The sequence below is a fragment of the Thioalbus denitrificans genome, from assembly GCF_003337735.1.
In the GTDB taxonomy this organism is placed as follows: Bacteria; Pseudomonadota; Gammaproteobacteria; order DSM-26407; family DSM-26407; genus Thioalbus; species Thioalbus denitrificans.
Genome location: NZ_QPJY01000001.1, coordinates 732,653 through 748,506 on the forward strand (window position 1 = coordinate 732,653; position 15,854 = coordinate 748,506).

Consider the following 15,854-nt stretch of genomic DNA (forward strand, 5'->3'; position numbering starts at 1 on the left):
GCGCCATGACTGCGTTGCAGCGCTTGACAAGGGAACAGCCATTGCCTGCGCACTGCGCCTTGTCCTGGCACTTTCGGGGGGCTCTGAAAGTACCTCCAAGAGTGACGCAGTACACTAGGTAACGGATGAAGGATAAATGGACCGCATCCTTCGAAAGCCGGGGTAGGGTGCGCCGTGCGCACCGATCTGCTGAATCGAGGCTTCCATGAGCCACGTCTTCTATCGCAATCCGTACAAGAAGTACCCGGTGGTCGCCCGCGGCAAGGGCGTCTACCTCTACGACAGGCAGGGCAAGCGCTACCTGGACGGCTGCGGCGGGGCGGTGGTCTCCGCCATCGGCCACCATGTTCCGGAGGTGGTGGAGGCCATCAAGGCCCAACTCGACTCGGTGGAGTTCGCCCACACCAGCCAGTTCACCAACGATCCCCAGGAGGAGCTGGCGGAGCTGCTGGCCGAACGGGCGCCGGGCGGGCTCGACTTCACCTACTTCGTCTCCGGCGGTTCCGAGGCGGTGGAGTCGGCGCTGAAGATGGCCCGCGCCTACTGGGTGCAGATGGGGCGGCCAGAGAAGTGGATGGTCATCGGCCGCGAGCAGAGCTACCACGGCAACACCCTGGGGGCGCTGGCGGTCGGCGGCAACCTGTGGCGCCGGGCCATCTATGAACCCATGCTCTACCCGCGGCCGCGGGTGGCCCCCTGTTACTGTTACCGCTGTCCCTTCGGCAGGCACCCGGAGAGCTGCTCGCTCGAGTGCGCCGACGATCTGGAGCGGGCCATCCAGGAGGTGGGGCCGGAAAAGGTCTCGGCGTTCATCGCCGAGCCCATCGTGGGGGCGACCGCGGGGGCGCTGACGCCGCCGGCGGGCTACTTCCAGCGCATCCGTGAAATCTGCGATCGCCACGATGTGCTGTTCATCGCCGACGAGGTGATGACCGGGCTCGGCCGCACCGGGGCCTGGTTCGCCATGAAGCACTGGGGCGTGGTGCCCGATCTCATGTGCCTGGCCAAGGGCCTGGCGGCGGGTTACGTGCCCGTGGGCGCCACCATGGTCCACCACCGCATCAACGACACCTTCCACAACCGGCGCAACGTCTTCCAGCACGGCCACACCTACATGGGGCACCCGCTGGCGGCGGCCGCCGGGGTGGCGGTCATCCGCTACATGAGCGAGCACAAGCTCGTGGATCGCAGCCGCAAGCTGGGCAAGTACCTGCGCGAGCAGCTCCAGGCCGCCTGCGGGGATCATCCCCACGTGGGGGAGATCCGCGGCCGCGGACTGTTCGTCGGCATGGAGTTCGTCAAGGATCGCGAGAGCCGGACGCCCTTCGAGCCGGAGACCGGCTTCCACAACCTGGTGGGCGACGCGGCCTTCGAGCTGGGCCTGATTCTCTACCCCACCGGCGGCACCATCGACGGCCGCCGCGGCGATCACGTCCTCATCGCCCCGCCGTTCATCATCACCCGCAGCCAGATCGACCGCCTGGTGGAGATCCTGGGCCGGGCCCTGGAGCGGGCGACGAAACAGGTGGCGGGCAGGGGTTAGTCGGGAAAATACATTTTCACCACGAAGGCACGAAGGACACGAAGAGAGGATGTATGAACCGCAGATTTGCGTTGATTGACGCAGATTCTTTTGCGCGAATGATGGTCTTGCGGCAGTTCTCCGGCAGCCGGATTTTACCCGATGGCTTTGGCGCTCAAACACCGTGGCCTGGATTTTCGGTGTGCAATCCAGTCATTCGCTGTACGAATCAACGCCAATCAACGCAAATCTGCGGTTAACTTCTTTTCTTGTTTTTTCTTCGTGTCCTTCGTGCCTTCGTGGTGAACCAGGAGTTCTATCAATATGACGGCCATCGAGACGGGCGGGGAGGTGGTGATCACCGTGGCGCCGAACGGGGCGCGGCGGGGGCGGGTTGACCACGCCGCGATTCCCCTGACGCCGGAGGCGATCGCCGCCGAGGCGAGTGCCTGCGAGGCGGCGGGGGCGGCCATCCTGCACCTGCACGTACGCGACGGGGACGGGGCCCATTCCCTCGATCCGGGGCGTTACCGCGAGGCCATGGCGGCGGTGGCCGGGGTCTGCGATCTCGTGGTGCAGCCCACCACCGAGCGCGCGGGCCGGTTCGGGCCGGCGGAGATGATGGCGGTCCAGCGGGCGCTCGCCCCGGAGATGATCTCGCTGAACCTGCAGGAGCTGCTGGGCGGGGACAGCGAACCGGAACAGGCCGCGGCGCGGGATTTCCTGGTGGAGATCCATGCCGCCGGCACGATACCCCAGTACATCGCCTACGCGCCGGAACAGCTTCAGCGACTGCGCGCCTGGTGGGACCAGGGCTGGATTCCCCAGCAGAATCCCTACGTGCTGCTGGTCGTCGGCCGCTACGCCGGTCCCCCCGGCAGCCGCGCCGACCTGCTGGCCTGGCTGCCCCTGCTGCCCGCGGCATGGACCTGGGGCGTATGCGCCTTCGGTCCGGAGGAGCTGGCGATCAATACCCTGGCGGCGCTCGCGGGCGGTCACTGCCGGGTGGGATTCGAGAACAACCTGGAGCGCCGCCCCGGGGAGCTCCTGGCCAGCAACAGTGCCCAGGTGGAGCGCCTCGGCGGCGTGCTCGCCGAGCTCGGCCTCGCGCCGGCCACCGCCGCCCGGGTCCGCGCCCGCTTCGGGATCGAAAGACCATGACAACGCACTACAGCACCTGTCCCCTGGACTGCCCCGGTGCCTGCGCCCTCGCGGTGGAGGTTGAGAACGGGCGCCTGGCCCATATCGGCGGCTGGAAGACGCACCCCTTCACCCGCGGGGTCATCTGCGGGAAGGTGAACCGCTACCGCGAGGTCCAGGAGGGGGCGCGCATCCTCAGACCCCTGCTGCGGGACGGGCCGAAGGGGAGCGGCCGGTTCCGCGAGGCGGACTGGGACGAGGCCCTGGAGGTTGCGGCAGGGCGCCTGCGGGCGGCCATGGCGCGCCACGGGCCGCAGACGGTGCTGCCTTATTACTATGGCGGCACCATGGGCGTGGTGCAGCAGAAGGCCGTGGAGCGCCTGGCCCATCATGCGGGATTCTCGCGCCTGGGGCGGACTATCTGCTTCCCCATCGCGGAGTCGGGCTGGCTGGCCGGGGTGGGCGCCACCATCGGTCCTGCGCCCGAGGAGGCGGCGGAGAGCGACCTGGTGGTGCTGTGGGGCATCAACGCCGTCTCCACCCACGTCAACTTCATGACGCTGGTAAAGGCGGCGCGCCGCAGGGGAGCGCGGCTGGTGGTGGTGGACCCCTATCGCACCCGCACGGCCAGGCTTGCCGATCTCCATCTCAATCCCCGTCCCGGCACCGACGCCGCGCTCGCCTGCGCGATGATGCAGGTGCTGCTCGAGGAGGGGTTCGCCGACCGGGACTACCTGGCGCGCCAGACCGATTTCGATGCCGGGGTGGAGGCCCATCTCGCCACCCGGACGCCGGAGTGGGCCGCGCCCGTCACCGGACTGGACGCGGAGACGATCCGGGCGTTCGCCCGTGCCTACGGGCGTGCCGCGCGGCCCTTCATCCGCATCGGCCTGGGGATGAGCCGGCAGCGCAACGGTGCGGTCAACGTCCATGCCGTCTCCTGCCTGCCGTCGGTGACCGGGGCCTGGCCCAGGCGCGGCGCTGGGGCCCTGTTCGCCACCGGCGCCGCGTTCCGGGTGGATGACGGGCCGGTGCGGCGCACCGACCTTGCCGACCCCGCGGTGCGGGAGCTGGACATGAGCCGGCTGGGCCGCTGGCTCACCGACCCGGGGCTGGAACCGCCGGTGACGGCCCTGCTGGTCTTCAACGCCAATCCGGCCGGTTCCTGCCCGGAGCTGGGGCGGGTCCATGCCGGGCTGGCGCGGGAGGATCTGTTCACCCTGGTGCACGAGCAGGTGATGAGCGATACCGCCCGGTTTGCCGACGTGGTTCTCCCGGCCACCACCTTCCTGGAGCATCCGGATCTCTACAAGTCCTACGGCCAGTACACCCTGCAGTTGGCGGAGGCGGTGCTGCCCCCGACCGGCGCGGCGCGCTGCAACCACGAGGTGGTCAACGCCCTGGCGCGGCGCCTGGGGCTCGACGGGCCGGATTTCAGCGGTGACAGCGAGGCGATGATCGACCGGGTGCTGACGGCGTCGGGACTGCCGCCGCGCGCGGAGCTGGCCCGGCGGCACTGGATCGATTGTGCGCCCCCGGAGGCGGATACCCACTTCCGCGCGGGATTCCCCCAGCCCGGCGGCCGCTTCAGGTTCCGGCCGGCGTGGTCCGATCCGGCCATGCCGGCGCTGCCAGATCACTGGCCGGTCAACCGCCGCGACCTGCCGGAAGCGGCGCGCTATCCCCTCGATTTCATGACACCGCCGGCCCACGAGGTGCTCAACACCACCTTCAGCGCCACCCCTTCGGCCGCCCGGCGGCTGCCGCCGCGGCTCTGGATTCACCCGGAGGACGCCGTTGCGCGCGGGATCGCCGATGGCGACCGGGTGGCCGTCTACAATGACCTGGGGCGGCTGCACCTGGTCGCCCGGGTGACCACGGATGTGCGCCCCGGGCTCACCTTGTGCGAGTCCAATTTCCGCAGCGGGGATTTTCCGGGCCCGGGGAATCTGAACCACCTCGCCCATGGGGATCCGGTGGCGCCACGGGGCGGGCCGGCCTTTCACGACAACCGGGTGGAGGTGGCCCGGATGGTATCCTGAGCCCGGCCTCCCGACGCGCGCCGCGGGCGCATCGTAAGCAGCATGACGGCCGTGCGGAAGGCCTGCCCGCAGGGCGGTTGCACGAGGACCCGGGGGTTGAGCCTGCCTGGATGGGCGACTCCCGCGCCACCTTCCGAACGCGACCGGCGACGGGGATGCGGCTGCGTATAACCCTGCGATAAGCAGGTCAATATGGCTCCCGATTGACGAAGCGCAAGGAATCCGGCCTTTGGTTGGCGTAAGGTGAGGCGCTCTCAGGAGGCTATTAATGTTATTAATATCATTGGGTTGTGAAATTAATATGCCTTAAGTGCAGGCTGCCGACTGAGAATTGTCAGAAACTGTATTGAAGTCTTTCGGGTTGTCAGTGCCGACCCGTTTCACTACCATATTGCAGGTTTTTATCTATTAGAAAGTGGTGAACTGTTAATCGCTTGGGCGCAGTCCTCAAGTGCACACATCGGAGACCTGGGGTAATGAGTAACGAGGGTGTAGATAAAGGCCGGCGCCGCCTCCTCATCGGGGCGACCACGGCCATGGGCGCGGTGGGCGCCGCCTACGTGGCGGTACCGTTCATCAAATCCATGTCGCCCAGTGCCAAGGCACGGGCGGCGGGTGCTCCGGTGGAGGCGGACATCAGCAAGCTGGAACCGGGCCAGCGCATCACCGTGGAGTGGCGCGGCAAACCGATCTGGCTCGTCCACCGTACCGAGCAGAACCTGAGCGATCTGGAGACGCTGCGCGATGTGCTCGCGGATCCCGATTCCGAGATGCCGCAGCAGCCCGATTACTGCAAGAACGCCACCCGTTCCATCAAGCCGGAAATCCTGGTGGCCATCGGCATCTGCACCCATCTGGGCTGTTCCCCCACCTACCGGCCGGACGTGGCGCCCGAGGACCTGGGCGCGGAGTGGAAGGGCGGCTTCTTCTGCCCCTGCCACGGTTCCAAGTTCGATCTGGCCGCGCGGGTCTACAAGGGCGTGCCCGCACCCACCAACCTGGTGATTCCGCCGCACAAGTATCTGTCCGACACGCTGATTGTGGTCGGTGAAGATGGGGAGGCCGCCTGATGAGCAGTCTGATGACCTGGATTGACGAGCGGTTCCCGCTCACCAAGGTGTGGAAGGAACACCTGTCCGAGTACTATGCGCCGAAGAACTTCAACTCCTGGTACTTCTTCGGCTCCCTGGCCCTGCTGGTACTGGTGCTCCAGATCCTGACCGGCATCTGGCTCGCCATGAGCTACAAGCCCGACGCGAAGCTCGCCTTCGACTCCGTCGAGTACATCATGCGCGACGTGGAGTGGGGCTGGCTCATCCGCTACATGCACTCCACCGGGGCCTCCGCCTTCTTCCTGGTGGTCTACCTGCACATGTTCCGCGGCCTTCTCTACGGCTCCTACCGCAAGCCGCGCGAACTCATCTGGATCTTCGGCGTCGTCATCTACCTGGCGATGATGGCCACCGCGTTTTTCGGCTATCTGCTGCCCTGGGGCCAGATGTCCTACTGGGGTGCGCAGGTGATCGTGAACCTGTTCGCGGCGGTGCCCTACGTCGGCCCCGACCTGGCGGTCTGGGTCCGCGGTGACTTCGTCATCTCCGATGTCACCCTGAACCGTTTCTTCGCCTTCCACTTCCTGCTGCCCTTCATCCTGGTGGCCCTCGTGTTCCTGCACATCGTGGCGCTGCACAAGGTGGGTTCCAACAACCCCGACGGCGTGGAGATCAAGAAGGGGCCCAAGGGCAACCGCTGGAGCGATACCGCCCCGGCCGACGGCATTCCCTTCCACCCCTACTACACGGTGAAGGATATCTTCGGCGTGGGCGTGTTCCTCATCCTGTTCTCGGCGGTGCTGTTCTTCGCCCCGGAGATGGGTGGCCTGTTCCTCGAGCACCCCAACTTCACCCCGGCCGATCCGCTGACCACGCCGCCGCACATCGCGCCGGTCTGGTACTTCACCCCCTACTACGCCATGCTGCGTGCCGTTCCGCCCATGTTCGGCTCCCAGTTCCCCGGCGTGGTGGTGATGTTCGCGGCGATTGCGGTGTTCTTCTTCCTGCCGTGGCTGGATCGCAGCCCGGTGAAGTCCATCCGCTACAAGGGGCCGCTGTTCAAGTTCTGGATCGTGGTGTTCGCGATCTCCTTCGTGATCCTGGCCTGGCTCGGCATGCAGCCGGCGACCGGTTTGCTGACCAACCTGGCGCGGCTGTTCACCGTGGTGTACTTCCTGTTCTTCCTGCTGATGCCGTGGTACAGCAAGATCGACAAGACCAAGCCGGTTCCGGAGCGGGTGACCGATTAAAGGGGTTCGTGAACGATGAAAAAGATCATTCTTGCAAGTCTGCTGGCCCTCGCCCCGCTGGTCTCCCTGGCCGCCGGTGAAGGTCCGCAGTTGGATAAGGCCGGGATCGACCTCGAGGACAAGGCGTCCCTGCAGCGGGGTGCCGGCCACTTCTTCAACTACTGCGTCGGCTGCCATTCCCTGAAGTTCATGCGCTACAACCGCATGGGCCAGGATCTGGGCATCTCCGACGAGGTGCTGAAGAGCACCATTCTGCCCTCCTACAAGAAGGCGGGTGACACGATCACCGTCTCCATGCCCGAGGATCTGGGCAAGAAGTGGTTCGGCAAGGCGCCGCCGGATCTCTCCGTGACCGCCCGCTATCGTGGCACGGACTGGATCTACACCTATCTGCGCTCCTTCTACCTGGATGACAAGCGTCCCTACGGCGTGAACAATCTCGTCTTCCCCGACGTGGGCATGCCCCATGTGCTGTGGGAACTGGAGGGCGCGAAGAAGGCGGTCTACAAGACCGAGACCAATGCCGAGGGCAACGAGCACCAGGTGTTCGAGGGCTTCGAGCAGGTCAAGCCCGGCAAGCTTACCCCGGCCGAGTACGACCGTTTCGCCCGGGACCTCACCAACTTCCTCACCTATGTGGCCGAGCCGGTGCGGGTGGAGCGCGAAAAGTTGGGAATCTGGGTTATCCTATTCCTGCTCGTCTTCACTGGAGTGGCCTATCTGCTCAAGAAGGAGTACTGGAAGGACGTGCACTGACCGCTTGCCGGCCGGGGCGGGCTGCGTGCCCCGGGTGCAATTCTTCCTGGCTGTACTGAACCGGGGGGGGGCGGGGCATACCCCGACCCCCCTCGGTCGTTTGTGTTCAACCTGATTGGAGGACCGTGATGGCGGTCGTGGCCAACAAGCGCTCGGTAATGCATCTCTATTCTGACCCCGTGGATCCCTTCAGCCACCGTGTGCGCGTGGTGCTGGCGGAGAAGGGGGTCAGCGTCGAGATCGTGGATGTTGATCCGGACAACAAGCCTGAAGATCTGCATGACCTGAATCCCTACGACACGGTGCCCGTGCTGGTGGACCGTGACCTGGTGGTCTACCAGTCGCGCATCATCATGGAGTATCTGGACGAGCGCTTTCCTCATCCGCCCCTGATGCCGGTCTATCCCGTGGCCCGCGCCCAGAGCCGGTTGATGATCTACCGGATCGACCGGGACTGGTATGCCCAGATGAAGCAGATCCAGGCCGGGCCCGAGAAGGCGGCCCAGCAGGCCCGCAAGGTGCTCCGCGACAGCCTGACCACCCTGGCGCCGCTGTTCGAGAAGCAGCCCTTCTTCCTTGGCGAGGAGTTCTCGCTGCTGGATTGCGCCCTGCTGCCGGTGCTGTGGCGGTTGCCCGCGCTGGGGGTGGAACTGCCGCCCCAGGCGCGGGATCTCGAGGCCTATGCCAAGCGCATGTTCCAGCGCGAGAGCTTCCGCGCCAGCCTGAGCGGGCGGGAGAAGGAGATGCGCAACTAGTGTGCTGTTTCGCCCTTGCAGGCGCATTCAGCGCGCCGTTGCAGGGCCATCCGCGGTGTTGCGCTTGCTTGAAAGGGGGCCTGCCCTTCCTGCGCAAGCGCGCCTTGCATCTGACCGGTCAGCGACTCGCTGGATGTATCGAAATCTGGCTCGTCCGCAGAATCCGTGGATGGATGTTTCGCTCGCAGCGAGCGCCAAGTGTATGATGCGCACGGACAAATGGTGGCAGCGAGCCGAATTATTCGGGTTGGTTTTTTCCGCAACGGAATTTCTTGCTCTCGCCAAGACGCCAAGAACGCCAAGGGATTGGGAGAATGACGGAAGACGCGATGGGGAAGCCGATCGTTGACACTGCGGTGCAGAAGCTCGGGATCACCCCCATCGTCAATCGCCTGGAAGAGAATTGCTGTTCCCTTGGCGTTCCTGGCGTCTTGGCGAGAGGAAAGCTCTTCTCTCTGCGCCCATGAATTCTGCTGACGAGCCCGAAATCTATGGGCCACAGTACTAGTACCATGACATCAAGCCGACCCTACCTTGTCCGCGCCCTCTACGAGTGGATCGTCGACAACGGGATGACCCCCCACCTGCTGGTGAATGCCGGCTATCCCGGCGCCGACGTGCCGGAGCGATTCGTGGAGGAGGGGCGCATCGTCCTGAACGTGGCGCCACAGGCGGTCCGCGCACTGGATCTGGGCAATGACGCCATACGCTTCAATGCCCGCTTCGGCGGTACGCCGACGGATGTCTACGTGCCCGCTGGTGCCGTGCTCGCCATCTATGCCCGCGAGAACGGCCAGGGCATGGCCTTCCCCGAGGAAGAGCCCCCACCCGAACCGCCCACGCCGCCGGAGGACGAGCCCCAGGACAAGCCCCGACGTCCCCACCTCAAGCTGGTGGACTGACTGCTCGAGCGTGTGCGGGTATCGGGACGACTGTCCATCCACGGATTGGCGCGGATCTACGCGAATTCTTCCTGCTTTCAGGCCGGACCTGTAGCCCTGTTCCACGGCAGTTTCCACGTTCAGGCCTGCGAGCCGGGGACCCGGTTGCAACATAATCAACGCCGATCAACGGTTGAATACCTGTGTCGGCGGGTTCGATGGGTTCCGGGAAGCTGCAGTTCAGCGCTGGGGGCGGCGGAAGGGCACGACCACGTTGCCGGGCTGCTTGTAGTCGGGGATATCCAGCTGCGGCGGCTCGCAGGGAGCCGGATCGGGCTCGGGCAGCCGCAGGTGCAGCACCCGCACTCCCCGCATGGCCAGTTCCCCCTCCTGCCGGGTGACGCCGTTGTCACTGAAGGCGAAGTCGTAGATGCGCACCAGCGCCGGCATCCTCCGCCCCGGTTCCCGTTCCAGGCGCATCCGCTTCAGCGCCACCGTCTGATCCAGCAGCTGCAGCCGCCGCAGCCGGCAGGCCTGGTCGGCAAAGCGCACCGCCGCCTCCCGTGCCTGCAGGCCCGTATGCCATGCCCGCCCCGCCAGGGCCGCGAGGACGAAGAACCAGAACCAGTTCAGACTGTTCATGGGGTCAGTTTACCGTCGGGCATCTGCCGGTTCACCACGAAGGCGCGAAGGTGTTGAACAAAGGTGCCGGGCCGTATCCCGAGACTGGCCAATCGGATCCCGGCCCGCTGTTGCCCGCAGCGCGTTTCTGCGTGGGGGTGGGGCTATTCTACATCCTGTGATGGCCGCAGCGTCCGCGGACGGCGGTCCTGGTGGTGGAGGGAGTGCGATGATTGCCGCGGTCTGTGCCGACATTACCACCCTGAGGGTGGACGCCATCGTCAACGCCGCCAACCGCTGGCTCCGGCCCGGCGGCGGGGTGGATGGCGCCATTCACCGGGCCGCAGGGCCGGAGCTGGAGGCCGCCTGCGGGGCCATCGGCGGCTGCCCCACCGGCGAGGCAAGGGTCACCCCGGGGTTCGGGTTGCCGGCGCGCTGGGTCATCCACACGGCGGGCCCCGTGTGGCGCGGGGGCGGAGAAGGGGAGGAAAGGCTGCTGGCCCGCTGCTACGCCAGCAGCCTGGAGGCGGCCATGGGCTGCGCTGCCCGCAGTATCGCCTTCCCGGCCATCAGCACCGGAATCTACGGGTTTCCCCGCGAGCGGGCCGCGGCCATCGCCCTCTCGGTCATGCGGGCGTACGAGTCCCGGTTCGCGCTGCTGGTGGCCTGCTGCTTCAGCGTGCCGGATGCGCTGCTCTACCGGCGGCTGCTGGCGCAGCCGCCGGCCTGAGCCGGAACCGCCTCATGGGCGCGAACGTCAGTCGATGTACTCGAAGACCTTCACCACCCGCTGCACGCCCTTGACCTGGCGGGCGATGGCCACCGCCTTGTCGGACTCCGCACGGCGCACCAGCCCCATCAGGTAGACGGTGCCGTTCTCGGTCACCACCTTCACGTTGTTCCCGTTGAAATCCTTCTCCGCGAACATGAGGGTTTTCACCTTGGTGGTGATCCAGGTGTCGCTGGTGCGGGTCATGACGGAGTTGGGCGCCGAGACGGTGATCTCGTTGACCACGCGCCGGACCTCGGGGTAGGCGCTGACGATGCGCTCGGCGCGCTCGCGCAACTCGGCGCGGGGCGCCTGGCCGGTCAGCAGCACCAGGCCGTTGAAGCTGGTGGAGCTGATGTGGGTCTGTTCGTAGAGTTCCTTGTCCGAGAGGATCGCATCGAGGGTCTTCAGCTCGACGGCCTGGTCGTCCACCATGGTGCCTGCCGTGCGACGATCGATGGCGACCGCCGTGCCTGTGGCGGCGGCCCCGCCGACGACCACCGGAGCGCAGGCCTGGAGCAGGGGGAATATCAGCGCGCCCGTCAGGGCGGTCATGAGCAGTGTGCGGGTTTTCATGGGGTTTGAACCTCCTGTCCGAAGAGACGATGGTCGATGAGGTCGCACAGGCAGTGTATGGCCAGCAGGTGCACCTCCTGTATGCGAGCCGTGCTGGTGGCCGGCACCCGGATCTCCACATCCGCCTGGCCGAGCAGGCCGGCGAGGGTGCCGCCCGCGCGCCCGGTCATTGCCACCACGCGCATGTTGCGATCGTGCGCCGCGTTGACCGCTTCGACGATGTTCGACGAGTTGCCGCTGGTGGAAATGGCCAGCAGCACGTCGGGCGGGTGGCCGAGGGCCCGTATCTGCTTGGCGAACACATCGTCGAAGCGGTAGTCGTTGCCGATGGAGGTCAAGGTCGAGCTGTCGGTCGTCAGGGCAATGGCCGGCAGCCCGGGACGCTCCCGCTCGAAGCGGTTGAGCAGCTCCGAGGAGAAGTGCTGGGCATCCGCCGCCGAGCCCCCGTTGCCGCAGGCCAGTATCTTGCCGTCACTGAGCAGGCTCTCCACCAGTATCTCGGCGGCCTGGGCGATGGCGGGGGCCAGAACCGCCGCCGCCTCGGTTTTTGTCTTGATGCTGTCCTGGAACAGACCCCGGACCCGTTGTTCAAGTTCCATCGGTTCGTCGGTTTCCTGATTCTGCGGTGCGCCGGTTATGTCTCTAGTGTACTACCTGTGGCCGGCCTGATCGGAGGTCGCCGGCAGCCGCTGATGTGCGCCTCAGTCGGTACCGAAGGCATCGCGAATCCAGTCGATGCCGCCGTTGCCGTCGCCAGGCCCGATGGCGACGACGTCGAAACGGCAGGGCCGATCGGCGGCCCCGGGGTGAAGCTGCAGGTAGTGCCGGGCGGCCGCCAGGATGCGGGACATCTTGCGCCTGTCGACGCTCTCCGCCCCGCTGCCGAAGCGGTCGCTGCGGCGGTAGCGGACTTCGACGAAGACCAGCGTGGCGCCCTCGCGCATGACGAGATCGATCTCGCCGCGACGACTGTTGAAGTTGCGCTCCAGCAGGCGTAATCCGGCGGCCGTGAGATGCCGGCAGGCACGCTCCTCGGCCTCGCGCCCCCGGTCCGTCGGGCGGGTTCCGGAGCCGGGCGGGGTGTTCAAGGGTTGACCGTGAATCCGGGCTCGACGTCGGGTGTCGCAATGCCCTGCTCGAAGTGGGCCCAGACCAGCGACCGGTGCACCCGTCCATCGGGTGCCAGGCTGAGCAGGCCTGTGCGGCCGGGAATGCTCAGGCTGGGATCCTGCGCCAGGGCCTGTAGGCGGGGAACCAGCGTGTAGGCGTCGAGTCCCAGGGCGAACAGGCGCGAGAAGCGTTCGGCCGAATCGGGCCACAGTGCGGCGAAGTGCTCCTTGAGCGCGAGATCCTCGGCGCCGGGATCGATGATCCAGGGCAGATCGGCGAAGTGGATGCCGTCCATGTCCTGGTCCGCGGAGGGGTTGTGGCCGCCGCTGTAGACATGGGAGGTGGCGTACACCGGCAGGTCGCTGGCGTAGTAGAAGTCCAGCAGGGGCCGGATCTGCCGGGCATCGCGCGGGAAGGCGGCCAGGAACACGGCATCGGCGTCCTGGCGGCGCTGGGGCTGGAACTTCAGCTGCCGACCCAGCTGGCCGGACAGCTGGCTGCGGCGCTGCTCGCTCTCGGTGATGTTGAGCAGGTCCTTCACCGAGTCGGCCAGGCTGTCGCCGCTGTAGTACTGCGTCTCCGCCACGCTGCCGCCGGCAGCGTACCAGGCCTCCAGGAAGGCCTGGGCCACCCGTTCGCCCCACTCGCCGGCGGGTACGAGGACGAGCACGCGCCGGTGGCCGTCATCCCAGGCGCGGCGGGCGGCTTCCCGGGCATCGTCCTCCGGGGCGAGACCGAACTGGTACAGCCCAGCGGGCGGGGGCGATACATCCACCCGGTTGAGGGCCAGGATCGGAACCGTGAGCTCGCCGCCCGTGACCAGGTCCGCCAGCTCCTCCTTGGTCAGCGGCCCCACCACCATGCCGGCCCCGGTGGCAACCGCGGCCTCGTAGGCGGCGCGGGCGCCGCCCGCCCTGGTATCGTGGACCTGCACCCGGGGTGCGTTGCTGCCGTGGCGGTCGGAGTAGTAGGCCGCCATGAAGCCCTCGCGAACGGCCTGCCCGATGGGGGCCAGCTCACCGCTCAGCGGCAGCAGCAGTGCCAGCCGATCGGGGTACCGGGCCGGTGCGGCCGGGGTTTCCGGGCTGGCCAGGAGATAGCGCTGGGCCGGGTGGTCCGGGTAGCGGGCGCGCCAGTTGTCGAGCTCCCGCGCCTGCTGCTCGGGGTTGCGGGCGAACAGCCGCTGTACCATGACCAGTTCCAGCCAGCCGCTGTAGGTGTCCGGTGCGGGCCGGGTGCGCTGTGCCGAGAGCTGCTCCGGAGACAGGCGGTTGAGATCGGCCCAGGTGCTGCGCTGGTTGGCGAGGATGGCCTCGGGGTTGGAGAGCAGGAAATCCAGGGCGATCCGCTCCCGGGCGGCATCCGCGAAGCGCCCGCTCCGCTCCAGGGCCTCGGCGCGGATACGGTGGTAGCGGCTCTCGCTGCGCGCGTCGAGGGGCGTTTCCTCCAGTCCGCGGAGGCTTGCCAGCGCCGCCTCGGGGTCGTTGTCACGCAGCTGCAGCCCGCCCGTCACGATCGCCCGGCGGGCAGCGAGCGCGGGCGGCAGGGCGCCGCTTCCCAGCGCCTCCAGCGTGGCGCGCGCGGCGGCGCCGTCGTCCGCTTCCAGCCAGGCCTCGGCGGCGCTCAGCAACAGTGCCTCGCGGCGCGGCGGGGACGCGGCGTCGGCCAGTCGTCTATACTCTCGGGCCGCCTGCGCGGGCTGTCCCGAGCGCAGCAGGGATTCCGCCTGCGCTTCTCCGCCCGTCGGGGCGGTGGTGGCCACGGGAGCCATCCCGGTACAGCCGGACAGTACCAGGACCAGGCTCAGCAGGGCCGCTTGCAGAAGGTGACGAGTCATGGCGCTCATGGCGCGACAGTATCTAACAGCAACGGCGTATTGCAAAGATCGGGAGGGGACGTGGCGACCGGTTCCGGGATTCTGTACATAGTGGCGACGCCCCTCGGCAACCTGGGGGACATGACCCCGCGGGCCGTCGCGGTGCTCAGGGAGGTGGACCTGATCGCGGCGGAGGATACCCGCCACAGCACGCCCCTGCTGCGCCACTTCGCCATTGCCACGCCCATCACCTCCCTGCACGAGCACAACGAGGCCCAGCGCGCCGCGACGCTGCTCGATCGCGTCGAGGCGGGGCAGTCCCTGGCCCTGATCTCCGATGCCGGTACCCCCCTGCTGAGCGATCCGGGCTTTCTCCTGGTGCGGGAGGCGCGCTCCCGCGGCCTGCGGGTCTCCCCGGTGCCCGGCCCCAGCGCACTGGTGGCGGCGCTGTCGGTGGCCGGGTTGCCGGTGGAGCGATTCGTGTTCGAGGGCTTCCTCCCGGCCCGCTCCGGTCCACGCCGCACCCGGCTGGAGGCGCTGGCCGGCGAGGCCCGCACCCTGGCCTTCTACGAGTCCCCCCACCGCATCCGCGAGACCCTGGCGGACATGGCCGCGGTCCTGGGCGGAGAGCGCGAGGCGGTCCTGGCCCGGGAGCTGACCAAGATTCACGAGACCGTGCGCGGGGGCAGCCTGGCGGAGCTGGTGGAGTTGCTGGAGCGGGATCCCGACCAGCGCCGCGGCGAGTTCGTGATCCTGGTCCACGGGGCTCCCGAACGGGCCGGAGAGGATGAGCGCGACGGGGAGCTGGTGCGGCAGCTTGCGGTCCTGCTCGGGGAGCTGCCCTTGAAGCAGGCGGTGCAGCTGGCCGTGAAGCTCACCGGCCGGCGCCGCAACGAGGTCTACCGGCTGGCAATGCGGTTGAGCGAAGGTGATTGAGGGCGTGAGTGCGTGAGTGCGTGAATGCGTGAATGCGTGAATGCGTGAATGGTCGGGCCGGATTCATCCGGCCAGGCGGTGCCCATTCCCCATCCGGCCGGCCGGCGCTTCGCAATGAATGAATATCGCCCCCCTGGCGGCCGGCCGCTGGTATAATGCTTGCGGGAGTCGGCCGGACAGCCGCGCCGCCTGCGGGCGGGGAGGAAAGTCCGGGCTCCACAGGGCAGGGTGCCAGGTAACGCCTGGGCGGCGCGAGCCGACGGAAAGTGCCACAGAAAACAGACCGCCAAAGCGCCCTCCGGGGCGCCGGCAAGGGTGAAAAGGTGCGGTAAGAGCGCACCGCGCCGGTGGCAACACTCGGCGGCACGGTAAACCCCACCCGGAGCAAGACCAAATAGGGGAGCAATGGCGCGGCCCGCGCCGCTCCCGGGTAGGTCGCTCGAGGCGCACGGCGACGTGCGCCCCAGATGAATGGCTGTCCACGACAGAACCCGGCTTACAGGCCGACTCCCCCATTTCTCCTCGCCTGCTTCCCGGCCCTTCCGGGAGGCGGCCTCCGTTTGATCGAGGCTGGTGCGCGGGTGGTCGCGGAAGGACCGCTCCCGGTGGTGATCGGCCGTTTTTTCCG

At 67.4% G+C, this 15,854-nt stretch carries 15 protein-coding genes and 1 other RNA gene; 11 read left to right on the forward strand and 5 right to left on the reverse strand.

What is annotated here, in order from left to right; all coding sequences use genetic code 11:
• Positions 1–205 precede the first annotated feature (205 nt).
• The 8 genes from DFQ59_RS03490 to DFQ59_RS03525 all read left to right on the forward strand — a co-directional run bounded on the left by DFQ59_RS03490 (position 206) and on the right by DFQ59_RS03525 (position 9,419).
• Positions 206–1,543, forward strand: a complete 1,338-nt coding sequence (locus tag DFQ59_RS03490) for an aspartate aminotransferase family protein (protein ID WP_114278251.1) — start codon at positions 206–208, stop codon at positions 1,541–1,543.
• Between the two features lie 303 nt (positions 1,544–1,846).
• The gene (locus DFQ59_RS03495) at positions 1,847–2,683 is read left to right on the forward strand and encodes a beta-keto acid cleavage family enzyme (protein WP_114278252.1); all 837 of its coding nucleotides are present in this window, start codon (positions 1,847–1,849) and stop codon (positions 2,681–2,683) included.
• Complete coding sequence (locus DFQ59_RS03500; RefSeq protein WP_114278253.1) at positions 2,680–4,704, forward strand: molybdopterin-dependent oxidoreductase; 2,025 nt, start codon at positions 2,680–2,682, stop codon at positions 4,702–4,704. Before DFQ59_RS03495 ends, DFQ59_RS03500 begins: the two co-directional genes overlap by 4 nt.
• A 476-nt stretch (positions 4,705–5,180) precedes the next feature.
• The gene (petA, locus tag DFQ59_RS03505; RefSeq protein WP_114278254.1) at positions 5,181–5,774 is read left to right on the forward strand and encodes a ubiquinol-cytochrome c reductase iron-sulfur subunit; all 594 of its coding nucleotides are present in this window, start codon (positions 5,181–5,183) and stop codon (positions 5,772–5,774) included.
• A complete protein-coding gene (locus DFQ59_RS03510) occupies positions 5,774–7,006 on the forward strand; it encodes a cytochrome b (protein ID WP_114278255.1) in 1,233 nt (410 codons plus the stop codon). Before petA ends, DFQ59_RS03510 begins: the two co-directional genes overlap by 1 nt.
• A gap of 15 nt (positions 7,007–7,021) precedes the next feature.
• On the forward strand, positions 7,022–7,762 hold the full coding sequence (locus DFQ59_RS03515; RefSeq protein ID WP_114278256.1) for a cytochrome c1: 741 nt from the start codon (positions 7,022–7,024) through the stop codon (positions 7,760–7,762).
• 128 nt (positions 7,763–7,890) lie between these two features.
• Positions 7,891–8,517, forward strand: a complete 627-nt coding sequence (sspA, locus tag DFQ59_RS03520; RefSeq protein ID WP_114278257.1) for a stringent starvation protein SspA — start codon at positions 7,891–7,893, stop codon at positions 8,515–8,517.
• Positions 8,518–9,029: 512 nt separating this feature from the next.
• Positions 9,030–9,419, forward strand: coding sequence for a ClpXP protease specificity-enhancing factor (locus DFQ59_RS03525; RefSeq protein ID WP_114278258.1), 390 nt, complete (start codon positions 9,030–9,032; stop codon positions 9,417–9,419).
• Between the two features lie 219 nt (positions 9,420–9,638).
• Here the strand turns inward: DFQ59_RS03525 and DFQ59_RS03530 are convergent, their stop codons facing one another.
• Positions 9,639–10,040, reverse strand: a complete 402-nt coding sequence (locus tag DFQ59_RS03530) for a DUF3301 domain-containing protein (protein WP_114278259.1) — start codon at positions 10,038–10,040, stop codon at positions 9,639–9,641.
• A gap of 208 nt (positions 10,041–10,248) precedes the next feature.
• On the opposite strand from DFQ59_RS03530, the gene DFQ59_RS03535 reads away from it, so the two are divergent.
• A complete protein-coding gene (locus DFQ59_RS03535) occupies positions 10,249–10,749 on the forward strand; it encodes a macro domain-containing protein (RefSeq protein ID WP_114278260.1) in 501 nt (166 codons plus the stop codon).
• A gap of 27 nt (positions 10,750–10,776) precedes the next feature.
• Here DFQ59_RS03535 and DFQ59_RS03540 read toward each other — a convergent pair whose 3' ends face one another.
• The 4 genes from DFQ59_RS03540 to DFQ59_RS03555 all read right to left on the reverse strand — a co-directional run bounded on the left by DFQ59_RS03540 (position 10,777) and on the right by DFQ59_RS03555 (position 14,320).
• Positions 10,777–11,364, reverse strand: coding sequence for a BON domain-containing protein (locus tag DFQ59_RS03540; protein WP_114278261.1), 588 nt, complete (start codon positions 11,362–11,364; stop codon positions 10,777–10,779).
• Positions 11,361–11,963 (reverse strand): phosphoheptose isomerase, encoded by a 603-nt coding sequence (locus DFQ59_RS03545; RefSeq protein WP_114278262.1) that lies wholly within the window; start codon positions 11,961–11,963, stop codon positions 11,361–11,363. Before DFQ59_RS03545 ends, DFQ59_RS03540 begins: the two co-directional genes overlap by 4 nt.
• Positions 11,964–12,065: 102 nt before the next feature.
• Positions 12,066–12,452, reverse strand: a complete 387-nt coding sequence (locus DFQ59_RS03550; protein WP_114278263.1) for a YraN family protein — start codon at positions 12,450–12,452, stop codon at positions 12,066–12,068.
• Positions 12,449–14,320 carry a penicillin-binding protein activator gene (locus DFQ59_RS03555; protein WP_114278264.1) on the reverse strand — a complete coding sequence of 624 codons (1,872 nt, stop codon included), beginning with the start codon at positions 14,318–14,320 and terminating at the stop codon, positions 12,449–12,451. Before DFQ59_RS03555 ends, DFQ59_RS03550 begins: the two co-directional genes overlap by 4 nt.
• 51 nt (positions 14,321–14,371) lie before the next feature.
• Between DFQ59_RS03555 and rsmI the strand changes: the two genes are divergently transcribed.
• Both rsmI and rnpB read left to right on the forward strand, forming a co-directional pair.
• Positions 14,372–15,226, forward strand: coding sequence for a 16S rRNA (cytidine(1402)-2'-O)-methyltransferase (rsmI, locus tag DFQ59_RS03560; protein ID WP_245937161.1), 855 nt, complete (start codon positions 14,372–14,374; stop codon positions 15,224–15,226).
• Positions 15,227–15,390: 164 nt separating this feature from the next.
• An RNA gene (gene rnpB / locus DFQ59_RS03565) (RNase P RNA component class A) lies at positions 15,391–15,741 on the forward strand.
• Positions 15,742–15,854: the final 113 nt, after the last annotated feature.